Here is a 15,512-nt window from a genome sequence, read left to right as displayed (position 1 = left end):
ACGCGCACCATGTCGCTGCGATCCACTGCCAAGCGTTGGACCTACCTGGTGCACCGCTGGCTCGGCATCGGCGGATGCCTGTTGATGCTGCTGTGGTTCGTCAGCGGCATGGTGATGTTGTTCATCGGCTACCCGAAGCTGACGCCCGGTGAACGTCTGGCGGCATTGCCGGTGCTGCCGGAGGCCCGCGATCTGAACGGGCTGTCGGTGCTGCCTGCAGCCGTGCAGGCCGAGCCGGAGACCGTGGCACTGACCACGCTGCGTGGCGAGCCTGCGTATGTGGTGCGCACGGGAAGCAACGTGGGGGCGTGGTCAGCCGCCACCGGGCAGGCCCTGCTGCCGGTGTCGGCACAGCGTGCCGAAGCATCCGCTGCACAGTTCGCCGGCGGCCAGGCCTTCGTGGGCGTGACGCGCGTGGACGAGGATTGCTGGACCCATTCGCGCGCGCTGGACGTGCACCGGCCGCTGTACCGGGTGGAGGTGGGTGGCGCACGGCCCGGCGACCTGTATGTATCTTCGCGTACCGGTGAAGTGGTGCTGGATGCACCGCATGTGCAGCAGCGCTGGAACTACGTGGGTGCCTGGCTGCACTGGTTGTACTTCCTGCGCATGCAGTCGGTGGACCCGGTGTGGACGTGGGTGGTGATCGTGCTGTCCGCGCTGTGCACGCTGGCGGCGATCAGCGGCATCGTGGTGGGTGTGTGGCGCTGGCGTTTCCGGGGGCACTATCGGTCCGGTGCGAAGACGCCGTACGTCGAGCCGTGGATGCGCTGGCATCATCTGATCGGGCTGGTGGCTGCGGCTTTCGTGTTCACCTGGATCTTCAGCGGGCTGATGTCGATGAATCCACTGGGCATCTTCAGCAGCACGCGTGAAGCGATCGACAGCGGGCGCTATCGTGGCGGCGTGGTGGCGGTGGATGGCGCGCTGGGTGAGCCGGCGACACTTCTGGCCGCAGCCGATGCCGAGCGCTTCCGGCCGGTGGAGATCCAGTGGCGCCGCGTCGGAGGCGAGCTGTTCGCAGTGCTGCTGGACGGTCAGGGCGATACCCGCATCGTGTCCGGCAGCGATGGGCATCTGCAGGTTGCGCGCCTGCTGCCGGCGGCGTGGCTGCAGCAGAAGGTGCGGGCGCTGTCCGATGCGCCGATGCAGGAGTTCGTGGTGCAGCATGCAGCGGACGCGTACTTCTATCCGCGTGCGCCCGAGGCCATGAATGGCGCAGCGGTACGGCGCTTCCCGGTAGCCGTGGTGGACTTCGGCGATGCCGAGGCGACGCGCGTCTATCTCGACCTGGCCACCGGTGATCCGTTGCTGACGATGGGGCATCGCGAGCGGGTGGGGCGCTGGCTGTTCTACTTCCTGCACAGCTGGGATCTGCCCGCGATGTTGCGCCAGGAAGGTGCCCGGCTGGCCGTGTTGCTGCTGCTGAGCGCTGCCGGCACCGCGTTGTGTGCCACGGCGACGGTGATCGGCTATCGGCGATTGCGGATGAAACTGCGGCGCAGGCGACGCTGATGCCGCGGGCTACACCCGCAGCCAACGCGTGGAGACGGCCACCAGCAACAAGGCCGTGGCCACGCCGATGAACGCAGCGATCAGGCCAAAGTGGTTGGCGGCAAAACCGATCAACGCCGGTCCGGCAAGGATGCCGGCGAAGCCCAGCGTGGAAACGGCGGTGATTGCCAGTGCGCCGGGCATGCGGGTCTGGTGGCCGGCCAGCGAGAACAACGCCGGTGCGATGTTGGCGCAGCCAAGGCCGACCAGCACATGGCCGAGCAGTGACGCCTGCCACGGCGTGACCAGGGTCAGCACGAGCACGCCCGCGGCGGCGAGCAGCGCGCCGAACACGATCGCGCGCTCACGGCCTACGCGCGCCACCAGCGCATCGCCGAACAGGCGCGCGACGGTCATGGTCAGGGTGAAGGTCACATAGCCGATACCGGCGAGGCTGGCATCGACGCGACGCACATCGCTGAGGAAGACCGCGCTCCAGTCGAGCATCGCGCCTTCGCCGAGGAAGGCAACGAACGCCAGCACGCCGATGAACAGCACGATGCCGTGCGGCAGGGCCAGCATCGGTGTGTCGTGTGGCGTGCGTTCGCTGTGCCAGTGCGCGGCCGAGAGCAGCATCACCAGCAGCATGGCGCCGATGCCGATCATCACCGATGCCAAAGGGGGCAACTGTGCGGACAGCAGCACGGTCATGATGGCCGCGCCGAGGAAGCCGCCGATGCTGAAGAAGGCATGGAAGCCGGACATCATCACGCGGCGTGCTTCGCGCTCGACGATGACGGCCTGAACGTTCATCGTGCAGTCCATCGCGCCCACGGCGGCGCCGAACACGAACAGCACCAGGCCCAGCGTCCAGGCCGAACCGGCCAGTGCCAGGCCGGGCGCGGTCAGGCAGATCAGCAGGCTGCTGGCCACCATCACCCGGCGGCAACCGAGGCGCGCGGCCAGCACGCCGGACAAGGGCATCGCCAGCAGCGAGCCGGCACCAAGGCAGAGCAGCACCAGGCCCAGCGTGGCGTCGTTGATGCCGGTGCGCGCCTTGGCGAACGGCACCAGGGTGGCCCACAGCGCGGTGGCGAAGCCGGGAATGAAGAATGCAGCGCGGGTCGCGTGCTGTTCGGCACGCGCGCGGTTGGCAAGGGACATGAGCGGTACGGTCAGGGAGGCGTGGGGTGCACCGCGATGCCGGCGGCGCGGAAGCGTGCGGCCAGCGCAGGCGGTGCCGAGGTGGTCAGGACCAGGTCGTCGATCTCGTCGAGGCTGGCAATCTGCCAGTTGCCGCGTGCACCGAGTTTTTCAGTAGTGGCGGCGACGATGACGCGGCTGCTGCACGCCACCATCGCGCGCTTCAGCGTGGCCTCTTCCGCATCCATCGCCCACACGCCGGTGTCGCCGTCCACCGCGCAGGGGCCGGGCAGGTACACGTCGGCCCGCAGGCGCTGCACCTGGGCCAGTGCTTCGGCGCCGACCGCACCACCACCGTTGGCCAAACGCCCGCCGATCAGCAGCACCGAGGTGCCTTCGAGCATGCTGGCGGCGGTGGCGATCTGTGGCGCGTTGGTGATCACCGTCAGGCCGAGGGCGGCCGGCAACTGCTGGGCGACCGCCAGGTTGGTCGAGCCGGCGTCGAGCAGTACCACCTGGTCGGGCTGCAGCAGCGCGCAGACGCGGGCGGCCAGCTCGGCCTTGTCGCCGCGGTCGCGGGTCAGTCGCTCGCGCAGCGGGCGTTCCTTTGGCGGCGGCAGCACGGCGCCGCCGTAGACGCGCTGGCACAGGCCTTGTGCCGCCAGCTCGCGCAGGTCGCGGCGGATCGAATCTTCGGAGATGGCATAGCGGCGCGCCAGCTCGGCGGCGACCACGCGGCCCTGCTGGCGCAGTTCCTCAAGGATCTGCTGGGTGCGCTGGGCGGGGAGGGGGCTGGGATCGGAGCTCATGATGCAAGTCTGCACGTTTGTGCATTAACGTGCAACAACGTGCATTGGGCGGGAGTGGACACAGAACGGCTGGACTGCCGGTGAACCGGCCCGCGCCCGCGTCTATGGATCACCTTTGCGGCCCGGCATCATGGCGGGGCCCTTGGCGTGGAATCCACGATGTCCCCCACCGTTCACCGCAAGCTGCGCATCGGCGCGGACCAGTACACCGGCCAGAAAGTGGTCGACCAGCAGTTCCATGAGTGCGACTTTTCCGGTGCCGACCTGACCGCCACCGAGTTCATCAACTGCAGCTTCTACGACGCCGACAGCCGCGCCGGCTGCCGCTTCAATGGCGCCACGCTGAAGGAAGCCAGCTTCCGCAGCTGCGACATCAGCATGTGCCATTTCAATTTCATCAAGGCACTGGGCCTGGAGATCAGCGAATGCCGCGCGCAGGGCGCGGATTTCAGCAACGCCAGCTTCATGAACCAGGTCACCACGCGCAGCTGGTTCTGCAGTGCCTTCATCAAGAAGTCGAACCTGCGCTATGCCAATTTCTCGCGGGTGACATTGGAGAAGTGCGAACTGTGGGAGAACCGCTGGGATGGCGCGAACCTGAGTGGCGCCAGCTTCGCCGGTTCGGATCTGTCCGGCGGCCAGTTCGAGGGCATCGACTGGAACAGCGCCAACTTCACCGACTGTGACCTGACCCGCTCGGAGCTGGGCGAGCTGGACCTGCGCAGCACCAACCTGCGCGGCGCCACGCTGGACGTGCAGCAGGTAGCGCTGTTGATGCAGCGCATCGGCATTACCGTAGTGCCGTAGGCATCATCCGGCGTACGCCACCCAGCCCCTGAAGCTGAAGCCGGCATAGAACAGCTCGATGCTCTCGAAGCCGGCTTCCTGCAGCAGTGCCACTTCCTGTTCGGGAGCCAGCAGCGGCAATCGCTCGGCAATGGCCTCGATCGCGCGCTGAGCATCGGCGTGGGCAACGCCAGAGGCTTCGGCGAACGCTGCGTAGCGCTGCAACCAGCGCAGCTTGCCGGCCGGATCCTGCGGCACGCTGTGGTGCGCCAGCACCAGCGGCGCGCCGGGCTGCAGGCGCCGGTGCAGTTCGCGCAGCGTGTGCAGGCGCTGCGTGGCGTCGAGGAAGTGCAGGGTCAGCAGGCAGCTGGCACCATCGAAGCGCACGTCCGGGGCATCGTCGATGTAGCCTTCCAGCAGCTCAACGCGTGCGTTCAACGGGCCCAGCGTCTGCTCGGCCAGGGCCAGCATCGGCGCGGCCGGGTCCACGCCCAGCAGCTGCCAACCCGGTTGCGCCTCGGCGAAGGCTTTCAGCTCCAGCCCGCCACCGGCACCGAGTACCAGCACGCGGCCCTGCGCGGGGACACGTTCGGCCAGCAGCAGACGGCTCATCTGCTGCAGGGCGAGGAAACCCGGCACCTGGCGCAGCGGCGCTTCGGCATAGCGGGCCACCGCCTGCGGATCGGAGAACGTGGACATGCGCGGATTCCTGCGGCGGGGGACATACCACTGTAGCGCGGCGCGCAAGAGGCATTGCGCGCCGCTGCCGCGCGGGCAGGACAGGGATCAGGCCGCCGCGGCCCCGAGTACGTCCTGCAGCCGTACCTCGCCGAGGAAACCACCGCTGCTGGTTGCCGGCTGCTGCGCCTCGATGGCGTGGGCGAACTGCACGCCGGCGTCGTCCTGCAGGCGCTCGAACAGCTGCTGCACCCTGGGGAACTCGCGACGATCAACCACCTGATGGTAATCGTTCCAGCGCGCGATGCCGGCGAAGTAGGCATCGGCGAAGCTGCGCTGTGCGCCCAGCAGCCACGTGCCCGTGCCGATCATCTGCTCCAGTGCCTGATGTGCGTGGCGGACCTTGGTCGTGCCGTACCGGCGCAACGCTTCACCTTCGGCACCCTCCGCGTGTTCCAGTGCATGCCAGAGCGGGGCGTAGGCACCGAAGAAGCTGGTGTTGAGATAGGCCAGCCGGTGGTTGAGGCGATCGAAGCCGGGCGTGCCCTGTGCGAAGCCCAGGCCCTGCGCGATGCCCTTCGCGGCCAGATGGTTGAGGATGGCCAGGCTTTCGCTGAGCAGTTCGCCCTGCGCGGTGCGCAGGGTCGGGGTTTCGCCCAGTGGATTGAGGCGGCGGTAGTCTTCGCCCTGCACCTGGCCGGGCATGTCGATGCGGCACAGCTGGTAAGGCTGGCGCAGCCACTCCAGGGCAACGATGGAGCCGAACGAGCAGCCCGAGGGCACGCCGTAGAAGAGGATCGGGGTCATGGCAGGTTTCCGGTTCAAGCCGCGATGCGGCGGGTGAGGAAAGCGTGCCTGCGTGGACATTGCCCCGGAAGCCGTCAGAATGGCATCCTGAAGTCCACATCTGTGGACGTTGCGCATGCTCAATCTCAACGATCTGGCCCTATTCGTGACCGCAGTGGAGCAGGGCGGGTTCGCGGCTGGTGGCCGCCATCTGGGCTTGCCGCGCTCGACCCTGAGCAAGCGCGTGGCGCTGCTGGAAGAACACCTCGAGGTGCGGCTGCTGCAACGCAGCTCGCGTCGCTTCGCGTTGACCGAGGTCGGCCAGGCGTTCTTCGAACGCGCACGCACGGCCCTGTCTGAAGTGGAGGCCGCCGAGGCCATCGTCCGCGACCGCCAGGCCGAACCCAGCGGCACCGTGCGCATCAGCGCTTCGATTCCGGTGGTGCAGGGCGAGCTCGCCGCGTGCCTGCCTGCACTGGCCCGCCGCTATCCACGGCTGCGGATCGAAGTTGAAGCAAGTGATCGTTTCATCGATCTGGCTCAGGAGGGCATCGACATCGCCCTGCGCAGCCACTTCGGTCCGCTGCCGGATTCGGGGTTGGTGCAACGCGCGTTGGGGAGTGAACGCATCGTGCTGGTCGCGTCCCCTGGCTATCTGGCAGCTGCACCAGCATTGGTGGCACCAGAGCAACTACGCGCGCATGCCGGCCTGCTCACCGCGCGCCACGCCACGCGATGGACGCTGCACGGCCCCGACGCCCGCACCGTGCAGGTGGAGCCGCAGGTGGCAATGGTCGGCAATGAATCGCAGCTGCTGATCGCGGCGGCCGAGGCGGGCCTTGGCATCACCGTGCTGCCCTACAGCCTGTGTGCTGCGGCTCTTGTGGCCGGTCGCCTGCAGCACGTGCTGCCGGCGTGGCACGCCGGCGAAGTGACCACCAGCGTGCTGCTGCCACATCGTCGCGGCCAGTTGCCAGGCGTGCGCGTGGTGGTGGATGCGCTGGTCGCGCATTACCAGCTCAACACAACTCCCGCGCCAGCACCTGCCAGATCCGTGCGTCCTGGCACTGCGAAACGTTGAAGCGCAGATAGTCGGCCGCGCGCTGCGACTGGCTGAACGCGTTGCCCGGCGCCAGCACGATGCCATCGCGCAGGCACTGCCGCGCCAGCGCGGCGGCATCGCGGCCATCCGGTAGTTGGCACCACAGGAACAGTCCGGCTTCTGGCCGCAGCCACGGCGTGATGCCAAGCGTGTGCAGCTTGTGCAGCGTGTGCCGGCGCGCATCGGCCAAACGCGAACGCACCGATTGCATGTGGCGTCGGTAGCCGCTGTCGGTCAGCGCGATGTGCATCAATTGTGCGGCCAGATGGCCACCGCCGAAGCTGGTCGCCAGCTTCAGGTCGGTCAACGCCTCGATCCAGTCGCGGCGCGCAGCGATGTAGCCGCAGCGCGAGGCCGCCGACAGCGTCTTGGAAAAACTGCCGACGTGGATCACCCGCGACAGCCCATCGAGTGCGGCCAGGCGCGGTGCCGGCTGCAGTTCGAAGTCGGCGAAGATGTCATCCTCGACGATGATCAGTTCGCTGCGTTCGGCCAGGCCCAGCAAGCGATGTGCGGTGCTGGCCGAGAGCACCGCACCGGTCGGGTTGTGCAGGCCGGAGTTGGTGATGTACAGCCGCGGCGAATGGTCCTGCAATGCGCGTTCGAACGCTTCGAGGTCCGGGCCGGTGGGCGTGTACGGCACACCCACTGCCTGTACCTGGTGCGCCTTCAGCAACGCGTGGTAATTGAAGTAACTTGGGTCATCGACCAGCACGCAGTCGCCGGGCTTGAGCAGGAAGCGGCAGATCAGGTCGACCGCGTGCGTACCGGATTCGGTCAGCACGATCTGCTCCACCGGTGCATCGATGCCCAGCGTAGCGCTTCGCCGTTGCAGCAGCTGGCGCAACGCGGGCAGCCCGAGTGGGCCGGCGTAGTCGGCCAGATGCATGGCATCGGCGCGCGCCAACCGACGCAGGCCGCGCCGCACGCCGTCGTGGTACAGCCAGTCACTGGGCATCCAGCCGCACCCGGGCTTGAGGTGGCCCGGCGGGGTTTCCAGCGACTGCCGCGACACCCACAGCGGGTCCACGGCGCGGTCCAGCCGGGGCTCCATCTCGGCCAGTGCCAGCGGTGCGGCGGGCCCGCTGACGTAGAAGCCGGATCCTGCGCGCGCAGTGATCAGGCCTTCGGCCGCGAGGCGCTCGTAGGCTTCGACCACGGTGGAGACCGACACTCCCATCGCAGCCGCCTGCGCGCGTACCGAAGGCAGGCGGGAGCCGGGACCATCCACGCGTGCGGTGATGCGGTTGCGGACGGCCTGGATGACCGATTCGATGCGGGTAAGCGGACGTGACATGGCAGCACTGTAGTGGAAGTGTGGGCAGTACAGTTATTTGCGACTGTACTGGATTGTAGCTGGGATGGTTCCGCGCTGGATGCTTCCATACAGGCTCCGCCAGGCGTCGCCCGGCACTTCAGGATTACAGGCGTGGAACGGTCGGCGAGTGGTTGGATCAATGGCTTCATTGGTGTGGTGATCTTCGCAGGCTCATTGCCGGCCACCCGTCTGGCGGTGCTGCAGCTGGATGCGGGGTTCGTCACCGCCGCCCGCGCCACCATCGCCGCTGTACTTGGCCTGGGGCTGCTGGTGCTGCTGCGCCAGCCGTGGCCGCGGCGTGGCGACCTGCCGGGGCTGGTGGTGGTTGGCCTCGGCGTTGTGGTCGGCTTTCCGCTGCTGACGGCGCTCGCGTTGCGCCATGCGTCATCGGCGCACACCATCGTGTTCCTGGGCTTGTTGCCGCTGAGCACCGCGGTATTCGGCGTGCTGCGCGGTGGCGAACGGCCGCGCCGGGCGTTCTGGTTGTTCTCGTTGCTGGGCAGCGCCTGCGTGGTCGGCTATGCAGTGCGCAACGGCATCGAGGCGTCATTGCAGGCCGACCTGCTGATGCTGGCGGCAATCGTGGTGTGCGGGTTGGGCTATGCCGAAGGCGGCCGGCTCGCCCGTCATCTGGGCGGCTGGCAGGTGATCAGCTGGGCGTTGCTGCTGGCGTTGCCGGTGATGCTGCCGTTGGCAGTGCTGATGCGCCCGGCCTCGTTCGCGGCAGTCGGCGCTTCGGCGTGGTGGGCGCTGGGCTACGTGGCGGTGTTCAGCATGCTGATCGGTTTCCTGTTCTGGTACCGCGGGCTGGCCCAGGGTGGCATCGCCGCTGTTGGCCAGCTGCAGTTGCTGCAGCCGTTCTTCGGCCTGGCCCTGGCCGCGCTGCTGCTGCACGAAGCGGTCAGCCTCAGCATGGTGCTGGTGACCGTGGTCGCGGTGATCTGCGTGGCCGGCGCGCGCCGCTTCAGCCGCTGAAAAAAGGGGACGGAGGGGATTAAGTCGCAACTGACCCTGCTGTGCCTGAAGCGACTTAATCCCCTCCGTCCCCTTTTCTTGTGATAGCGCGGGCGTATCGTGGGCGGTGGTCAACGGTATTGGCCGGGGCGGTGCGCTTGGCTGAAGCTGTGCCGATGCAGCCAATTTCTCGTATTTCCTTCGAGGGCCAGGTGGGCCTGGTGACGGGTGCCGCCGGAGGACTGGGCCTGGCCTACAGTCGCTTGCTGGCCGAGCGCGGTGCGCAGGTGCTGATGCATGACATCGGTGCTGGCACCGACGGCCGCGGCGCCGATCCGCAGCGCATCCTGCGCAGCGTCGAAGCGCTGCAGGCGCGGGGGCTGACGGTGCAGGCCGCAAGCGGTCCCATCGATCATCGCGCCGGTTGCCATGCGCTGGTGCAGGAACTGCTGCAGGCTCACGGCCGCATTGACTTCCTGATCCACAACGCGGGTTGGGTCGAGTACCAGGCGCTGGAAGTGATCGAGGACGAGGCGCTGGAGCAGATGCTGTGCCTGGCGGCGAAGACGCCGCTGTGGTTGGCGCAGGCGGCGTGGCCGGCAATGCGCGCGGCGGGTGGTGGGCGCATCGTCATCACCACCTCCGATCGCGCGCTGTATCCGCAGTACGCACAGCGCGGGCTGTCCGCTTACGCGATGGGCAAGCTGGCGGCGCTGGGCCTGGTCAATGTGCTGGCGCTGGAAGGTGCCGGGCATGGCATCGTGGTCAACGCGGTTTCGCCGGTGGCGAAGACGCGCATGTGGGGCATCGAAGGCGAGCCCGACGAACTGCATCCGGAAGCTGTTGCGCAAGGCGTGGCCTATCTGGCATCCACGCGCTGCCAGGAGGGAGGGTGGGTGCTGCGCGCGAGCAACGGGCAGTTCCATGCACTGCGCCTGCAGGAAGCGGAGCATGTGGCCTACCCACGGGATCTGCGCGCGGTGCCGGCCGACAGTATTGAATCGGTCGCGCTGCAGTGGCCGGCCATCGCGCGCGCCAGCATGGACGCGCGCAGCTGAGCGCGTACCCTAGGCAGGTTCCCACTGCCTGCACCGAGATGATCGACCTGCGCCTGCTCCGCCAGTTCGTGGCCGTGGCCGAAGAGCTGCATTTCCACCGCGCCGCCGCCCGCCTGCACATGTCACAGCCGCCGCTGACGGCGGCGATACGACGGCTGGAAGACGCGCTTGGAAGTGAACTGATCGTGCGTGGCAACCGTACCCTGGGCCTGACCGTGGCCGGGCAGACGCTGCTGGTGGAGGCGCGGGCAACACTGCAGCAGGCGGAGCAGGCACTACAGCGCATCCGTGAAGCCGCCGCCGGGCAGTCTGGCAGCCTGCGCGTGGGTTATGTCGGCAGTGCGCTGTATGGCCGGTTGCCGGGCTTGATCCGCCGCTTCCGCCAGCAGTACCCGCAGGTGCAACTGCATCTGCAGGAGGCGACGTCGCGCCAGCAGCAGCTATGGCTACGCGAGCAGCGCATCGACGTCGGTGTGCTGATCCCACCGATTCCCGCCGCCGAGCTGCTGCTGCACGACTTCGACCACGATCGCCTGGCGATTGCGCTGCCGCGTGCACACGCGCTGGCCAATGCGCCGCAGGCCAGTGTGGCGATGCTGGCAGACGAACCGTTCGTGTCGTGGCCGGCGGGCGAGGGCATCGGCTTCCATGCACAGGTGCTGGGTTTGTGCACCGTTGCGGGCTTCACCCCGCGCGTGGTGCAGGAAGCGCAGGGCATGCATGCCGTGCTATCGCTGGTGGCGGTCGACGCCGGCGTGGCGATCGTGCCGGCCAGCATGGCCAGCTTCCGTCCGCAGGAGATCGTCTATCGCGTGCTGCAGGGCGAAGCAGCGCGCTTCAGCCTGCAGTTCTGCATGCGCCCGGAACAACCGTCGCCGGTGCTGGGCAATTTCCTGCAGATGGCGGGTGCGAACTGATCCTGTGGATCCGCTATGCGGGGTCGCCGCGGAACAGGTTCGCAACGGCATAGTCGATGAACACCCGCAGGCGTGCACTGGGATGGCGCCCACCGGGCCATAGCAACGAGAACTGCCCTTGGTGCGTGGGCAGGGCAGGCAGCACCTGCTGCTGCGGCGGCCAGCGTTGACTGTGATCAGAACCGATAGCTGATGGTGCCGGTCACTACGCGCGGGTAGCCGGCGAAGCAGTCGCCGAAGGTACGGCACGGTGCGTAGTAGCGCTTGTCGGTGAGGTTGGTGATGTTCAACGCCATCGTCCAGTCAGTCACCTGTACTTCCACCAATGCGTCTGCCAGCGTGTAGCTGGGGGTGATGATGCGCCCGCCATTGCCCAGCGACACGGTATTGCCGACGTGGCGCACACCCAGGCCCAGGCGCAGGCGTGCGGCATCGTCCAGCTGGAAGCCCTTCGAAACCCACGCCGAGGCCAGGTCCTGCGGGGTGTCGTTGAGGCGCTGGCCCACTTCCAATGCGAAGTTGCTGCGGCTGACCTCGGCCTCGTTGCGCGCAACGGCAGCGGTGATCGTGAGGTCGTTGGCGAACTGGAACTGGCCTTCCAGCTCGATGCCCTTGGAGCGGATCTGCCCGGTCTGCACCACGTTCAACACGTTGTCCGGGTCGTTGGTCTGCCGGTTGGTTTCGATGATGCGATACGCTGCCATCGTCAGCAGCAGGTTGCGTGCGGGTTGCCACTTGATGCCTGCCTCGCTCTGGCGGCCACGCATCGGCTTGAAAGCCTGGCCGAACAGGTCCTGGCCAGTGACCGGCAGGAACGACTCGCTGTAGCTCAGGTAGGGCGACACCCCTGCACCCAGTTCGCCAATCAGGCCGGCGCGATAGGTGGTGGCGTTGTCGGTCTGGCTGGGCTGCCCCTCTGTCTTCGAGCGTGCATGGTCGCGGCGCGCGCCCAGTACCAGCGAGACGCGGTCGGCCCAGCGGATCTGATCCTGCACGTACAAACCCAGCTGGGTGGAGGTCTGGTCGGGTTGGCGGTCCCAGCCACGCACCGTCGGCGCCACTGATACCGGGGCGTAGATGTCGATCGGCGTGCCGGTGGCGTCCAGCCGCTGCAGCTGCTCCTTGTACTGGCTGTAGTCCACGCCGGCCAGCAACAGATGCTGGAAGGCACCGGTGGCGAAGTCGAACTGCAGCGCATTGTCGGCGCTGAGGATCTGCACGTCGGGGCGGGTGCCGTAGGCCGTGCGGTTGACCACGCGCCGCTCGGCGTCGATGAAGGGATCGGCCGGGTTGCTGTAGCTGTCCACGTACATCTGCTGCAGCGTGGTCCTGCCATCGATGTAACGCACCGCCGAGCGCAGGCTGAGCGTGTCGCTGAAGCTGTGATCGAACAGCGCGGTCAGGCTGTACACGCGCGAGTCGATGCGGTCGAAACCAGGAGCGCCGATGAAGGTGGACGGGTCGAGGCGGCGTCCGGGCGGGGCCAGCAGGGTCGCGGCCAGCGGCAGGAACTGCTGGCTGGAGCCGGTCCTGTCGTGCTGGTAGCTGGCCAGCAGGGTCAAGGTGCTGCGTTCGCCGCGCCAGCTGATCGACGGTGCCAGATAGACGCGGTCATCCTTCAATACATCGGTCTGCATGTTCGATTCGCGCACCAGCCCGACGAAGCGGCCGGCAAGCGTACCGGCATCGTTCAAGGCGCCGCCGATGTCACCCTGCAGCTGCCTGCGGTCAAAACTGCCGAGCTGCACGCCGACCTCGCCGTTGGGGGCGCCGAAGGTCGGGCGCTTGCTCATCGCATTGATGATGCCGCCGGTGGCGCCGGCACCGTACAGCACCGAGGACGGGCCGCGCAGGACTTCCACACGTTCCAGGCCATAGATTTCCGGGCGGGCGAGGGGGCTGAACCCGTAGCTGCGGCGCAGGCCATCCTGGTACTGCACCGGGTCCAGCCCGCGCACCGAGGTGGCATCGTTGCGGGTATCCAGGCCCCAGGCATCGGCGGTGACGCCGGCGCTGTAGCGCAGCACTTCCTGCAGGTTGTGCGCGCCACGGTCGGTGAACAGCTGCTGGGTGACCACGCTGATCGCCTGCGGCGTTTCGGTCAGGGCGGTGTCGGTCTTGGTCGCGGTACTGGCCCGCTCGGCCACCACGGTCACCTTGTCCAGGGTGCGCGCCGCCGGGTTGTCCTGGGCCTGGGTGATGGCCGAGGCCAGCAGGGGGGGCAGGGCAAGCGTGTACAGCAGCGGGCGGCGCGGCGACAGGGCGGGCATTGTCAGGAATCCGGGAAGGGCGGTGACGGCGGATTATCCGGATGCACGCTCACAAATACAAATGATTCCCAAGTGCGATTGTGTCGTCCGGGCGCTGTGTCAGGGCAGGCCGTCGGTCGCGCCGCGGATGCTCATCCAGGCGCCGCCGCCGGGGGCGCTGCCGGCACGGACACGGAAGCCGTGAAGGCCGGCGATGGCGGCCACGATCGACAGGCCCAGGCCGAATCCTGGTCCCTGGCTGGCGCTGCTGCTGCCGCGGAAGAAGCGCTGGTAGATCAGCGTGCGGTCCTGTGGCGGAATGCCTGGCCCGTTGTCGATCACATCGATCCTCGGGGCGCCGTGATCATCGACTGCACGCAGCAGGATGCGGCCGTGTGCCGGGGTGAACTGCAGGGCGTTGGACAGCAGGTTGGCCAATGCTTCGAACAGCAGCTCGCGGTCGCCACGCAGCGGGCCCAGCTTCGGGTCCACCTGCAGCTCCAGCAACTGCTGCTTTTCCTCGGCCAGCGGCAGATAGAACTGGTGCAGTTCCTGCAGCAGCTCGGTGATGTCGACCGCGTCGAAGGCCGAACGCCGCTGGTGGCTCTCCAGTTCGGATACCCGCAGCAGCGCGGCGAAGCGCGCCATCAGCATGTCGGTCTCGGCCAGCGCTTTGTCCAGTGGAACAGCGTGCGGGTCCCGTTCTTCCAGGCCCACGCGCATGCGGTACAGGTGGGCACGCAGGCGGGTCAGGGGCGTACGCAGATCGTGGGCGATGCTGTCGCACACGCCCTTGACCTCGGTCATCAGCTGTTCGATGCGTTCCAGCATTGCATTGACAATGCTGGACAGCCGGTCGATCTCGTCGCGGCGGCTGGAGACCGGCAAGCGCTGGCCAAGGTCACCGGCCACGATGCGGTTGGTGGCCGCTTCGATCTGCTGGATCCGCTTCAGCGGGCGCCGGCGCAGCAGATGCCAGCCCACCAGGCCGGGAATGACGGTCAACGACACGCCCCACAGCAGTGCATCGAGAATGATGCTGTTGACCGCCATGAGCTTGCCATTCTGGCGCACGAACACCAGCGTCCGCCCATCGCGGGTCACCACGCCGAGTGCGCTGCCACCGCTCTCGTGGGGACCATCGGCCAACGTCCAGCCGTCCACCGGATGCGAATTGCCATCCAGCGGCAGCCCCTCGGGAATGGCGACCAGTGCGCCAGCCATCGGCATGCCGGTGTTGTCGAACAACCCGTACGTATAGACCTGGTGCAGGTCGAAGCGTTGGCTGTCGCGCAAAGCTTCATCCAGTGCCGGCCCGTCGAAGCTCATGAACAGGTGGGCGCGCTGCTGCAGTCCCGATTCGGTCAGGTCACTCAGGTAATCCGAGATGCGCCAGTACATCACGCCCAGCAGCAGGCTCGACCACGCCACGAACAGGATGCAGTACAGGCCCAGCAGTCGGCTGCTGGAGGAACGCCAGTGGTCAGGATTGCGCGTCGAAGACATAGCCGGTTCCACGTACGGTCATGATCGGCTGCGGCCGGCCAGGTTGTTCGATGCGCTTGCGCACGCGGCCGATATGCACGTCGATCAGGTTGGTGCCCGGATCGAAGTGGTAGCCCCAGACTTCCTGGAACAGCATGCTGCGGGTGACCACCTGGCCGGCGTTGCGGACCAGGAACTCGAGCAGCTTGAACTCGGTCGGCAGCAGTGCAATCTCATGGCCACCGCGTCGCGCCGAGCGGGTCATCAGGTCCAGTTCCAGGTCGCCGGCGCGCAGTACGTTGTCGATGGCAGCGGCCTGGCCCTGGCGCCGGACCAGCACTTCCACGCGTGCAGCCATCTCGTCGGAGGCGAACGGCTTGGTCAGGTAGTCATCCCCTCCCGCACGCAGGCCGCGCACGCGCTCATCCACGTCAGACAGTGCACTGATCATCAACACCGGCGTGGTGATGCCTTCACGGCGCAACCGGGTGACCAGGGCCAGCCCGTCGATGCCGGGCAGCATGCGGTCCAGGGTGATCACCGCGTAGTCGCCTGTACGTGCCATCGCCAGGCCGTTGCTGCCGTCGCTGGCAACGTCCACGTCGAAACCGTGGCTGCGCAGTTCGGTGGCGATTTCCTCTGCGGTGACAAGATCGTCCTCGATGGTGAGTACGCGCGGCATGGGCCAGTGTGCAGAGTGGGACAGGGGCATCGTCGCAATCGCGGGCAGCGA

At 67.5% G+C, this 15,512-nt stretch carries 14 protein-coding genes and 1 pseudogene; 6 read left to right on the top strand and 9 right to left on the bottom strand.

The features are described 5' to 3' along the window. Positions 1-9 precede the first annotated feature (9 nt). Positions 10-1,515, top strand: a complete 1,506-nt coding sequence (locus V3B30_RS11175; protein ID WP_262083215.1) for a PepSY domain-containing protein — start codon at positions 10-12, stop codon at positions 1,513-1,515. Positions 1,516-1,524: 9 nt separating this feature from the next. Here V3B30_RS11175 and V3B30_RS11170 read toward each other — a convergent pair whose 3' ends face one another. Further along, complete coding sequence (locus tag V3B30_RS11170; RefSeq protein WP_262083216.1) at positions 1,525-2,658, bottom strand: MFS transporter; 1,134 nt, start codon at positions 2,656-2,658, stop codon at positions 1,525-1,527. Positions 2,659-2,669: 11 nt separating this feature from the next. Further along, positions 2,670-3,446, bottom strand: a complete 777-nt coding sequence (locus V3B30_RS11165) for a DeoR/GlpR family DNA-binding transcription regulator (protein ID WP_262083217.1) — start codon at positions 3,444-3,446, stop codon at positions 2,670-2,672. 159 nt (positions 3,447-3,605) lie between these two features. Here V3B30_RS11165 and smqnr point away from each other — a divergent pair, with 159 nt between their 5' ends. Continuing rightward, a complete protein-coding gene (smqnr, locus tag V3B30_RS11160) occupies positions 3,606-4,253 on the top strand; it encodes a SmQnr family pentapeptide repeat protein (RefSeq protein WP_262083218.1) in 648 nt (215 codons plus the stop codon). Positions 4,254-4,256: 3 nt separating this feature from the next. Here the strand turns inward: smqnr and V3B30_RS11155 are convergent, their stop codons facing one another. Both V3B30_RS11155 and V3B30_RS11150 read right to left on the bottom strand, forming a co-directional pair. Beyond that, positions 4,257-4,931 carry a class I SAM-dependent methyltransferase gene (locus tag V3B30_RS11155; protein ID WP_262083219.1) on the bottom strand — a complete coding sequence of 225 codons (675 nt, stop codon included), beginning with the start codon at positions 4,929-4,931 and terminating at the stop codon, positions 4,257-4,259. A gap of 87 nt (positions 4,932-5,018) precedes the next feature. Then, complete coding sequence (locus tag V3B30_RS11150; RefSeq protein ID WP_262083220.1) at positions 5,019-5,717, bottom strand: glutathione S-transferase family protein; 699 nt, start codon at positions 5,715-5,717, stop codon at positions 5,019-5,021. A gap of 115 nt (positions 5,718-5,832) precedes the next feature. On the opposite strand from V3B30_RS11150, the gene V3B30_RS11145 reads away from it, so the two are divergent. Further along, on the top strand, positions 5,833-6,777 hold the full coding sequence (locus V3B30_RS11145; protein ID WP_262083221.1) for a LysR substrate-binding domain-containing protein: 945 nt from the start codon (positions 5,833-5,835) through the stop codon (positions 6,775-6,777). Here the strand turns inward: V3B30_RS11145 and V3B30_RS11140 are convergent. Next, positions 6,716-8,095 carry a PLP-dependent aminotransferase family protein gene (locus V3B30_RS11140; RefSeq protein ID WP_262083222.1) on the bottom strand — a complete coding sequence of 460 codons (1,380 nt, stop codon included), beginning with the start codon at positions 8,093-8,095 and terminating at the stop codon, positions 6,716-6,718. The two genes, V3B30_RS11145 and V3B30_RS11140, sit on opposite strands and share 62 nt — an antisense overlap. A gap of 132 nt (positions 8,096-8,227) precedes the next feature. Here V3B30_RS11140 and V3B30_RS11135 point away from each other — a divergent pair, with 132 nt between their 5' ends. The 3 genes from V3B30_RS11135 to V3B30_RS11125 all read left to right on the top strand — a co-directional run bounded on the left by V3B30_RS11135 (position 8,228) and on the right by V3B30_RS11125 (position 11,045). Further along, positions 8,228-9,091, top strand: a complete 864-nt coding sequence (locus V3B30_RS11135; RefSeq protein ID WP_262083223.1) for a DMT family transporter — start codon at positions 8,228-8,230, stop codon at positions 9,089-9,091. Positions 9,092-9,246: 155 nt separating this feature from the next. Further along, positions 9,247-10,128, top strand: a complete 882-nt coding sequence (locus V3B30_RS11130) for an SDR family NAD(P)-dependent oxidoreductase (protein WP_262083224.1) — start codon at positions 9,247-9,249, stop codon at positions 10,126-10,128. Between the two features lie 38 nt (positions 10,129-10,166). Next, a complete protein-coding gene (locus V3B30_RS11125; RefSeq protein WP_262083225.1) occupies positions 10,167-11,045 on the top strand; it encodes a LysR substrate-binding domain-containing protein in 879 nt (292 codons plus the stop codon). A gap of 13 nt (positions 11,046-11,058) precedes the next feature. On the opposite strand, the pseudogene V3B30_RS11120 reads toward V3B30_RS11125, so the two are convergent. From V3B30_RS11120 to V3B30_RS11105, 4 genes and pseudogenes are all read right to left on the bottom strand, one after another. Then, positions 11,059-11,190 (bottom strand): annotated as a pseudogene (locus V3B30_RS11120) (LysR family transcriptional regulator); the annotation flags it as partial. A 31-nt stretch (positions 11,191-11,221) separates the two neighbouring features. Next, entirely contained in the window at positions 11,222-13,315 is a 2,094-nt protein-coding gene (locus V3B30_RS11115) for a TonB-dependent siderophore receptor (RefSeq protein WP_329809651.1), read from the bottom strand. A 99-nt stretch (positions 13,316-13,414) separates the two neighbouring features. Next, positions 13,415-14,800, bottom strand: a complete 1,386-nt coding sequence (locus tag V3B30_RS11110) for an ATP-binding protein (protein WP_262083227.1) — start codon at positions 14,798-14,800, stop codon at positions 13,415-13,417. Beyond that, on the bottom strand, positions 14,778-15,461 hold the full coding sequence (locus V3B30_RS11105) for a response regulator transcription factor (protein ID WP_262083228.1): 684 nt from the start codon (positions 15,459-15,461) through the stop codon (positions 14,778-14,780). The genes V3B30_RS11110 and V3B30_RS11105 overlap by 23 nt, the downstream gene beginning before the upstream one ends. Between the last annotated feature and the right edge of the window lie 51 nt (positions 15,462-15,512).

Source organism: Stenotrophomonas sp. SMYL41 (genome assembly GCF_036319965.1).
Lineage (GTDB): Bacteria > Pseudomonadota > Gammaproteobacteria > Xanthomonadales > Xanthomonadaceae > Stenotrophomonas > Stenotrophomonas maltophilia_R.
The sequence above is the reverse complement of the archived record's forward strand: the minus strand, read 5'-3'. Positions and strand labels throughout refer to the sequence as shown.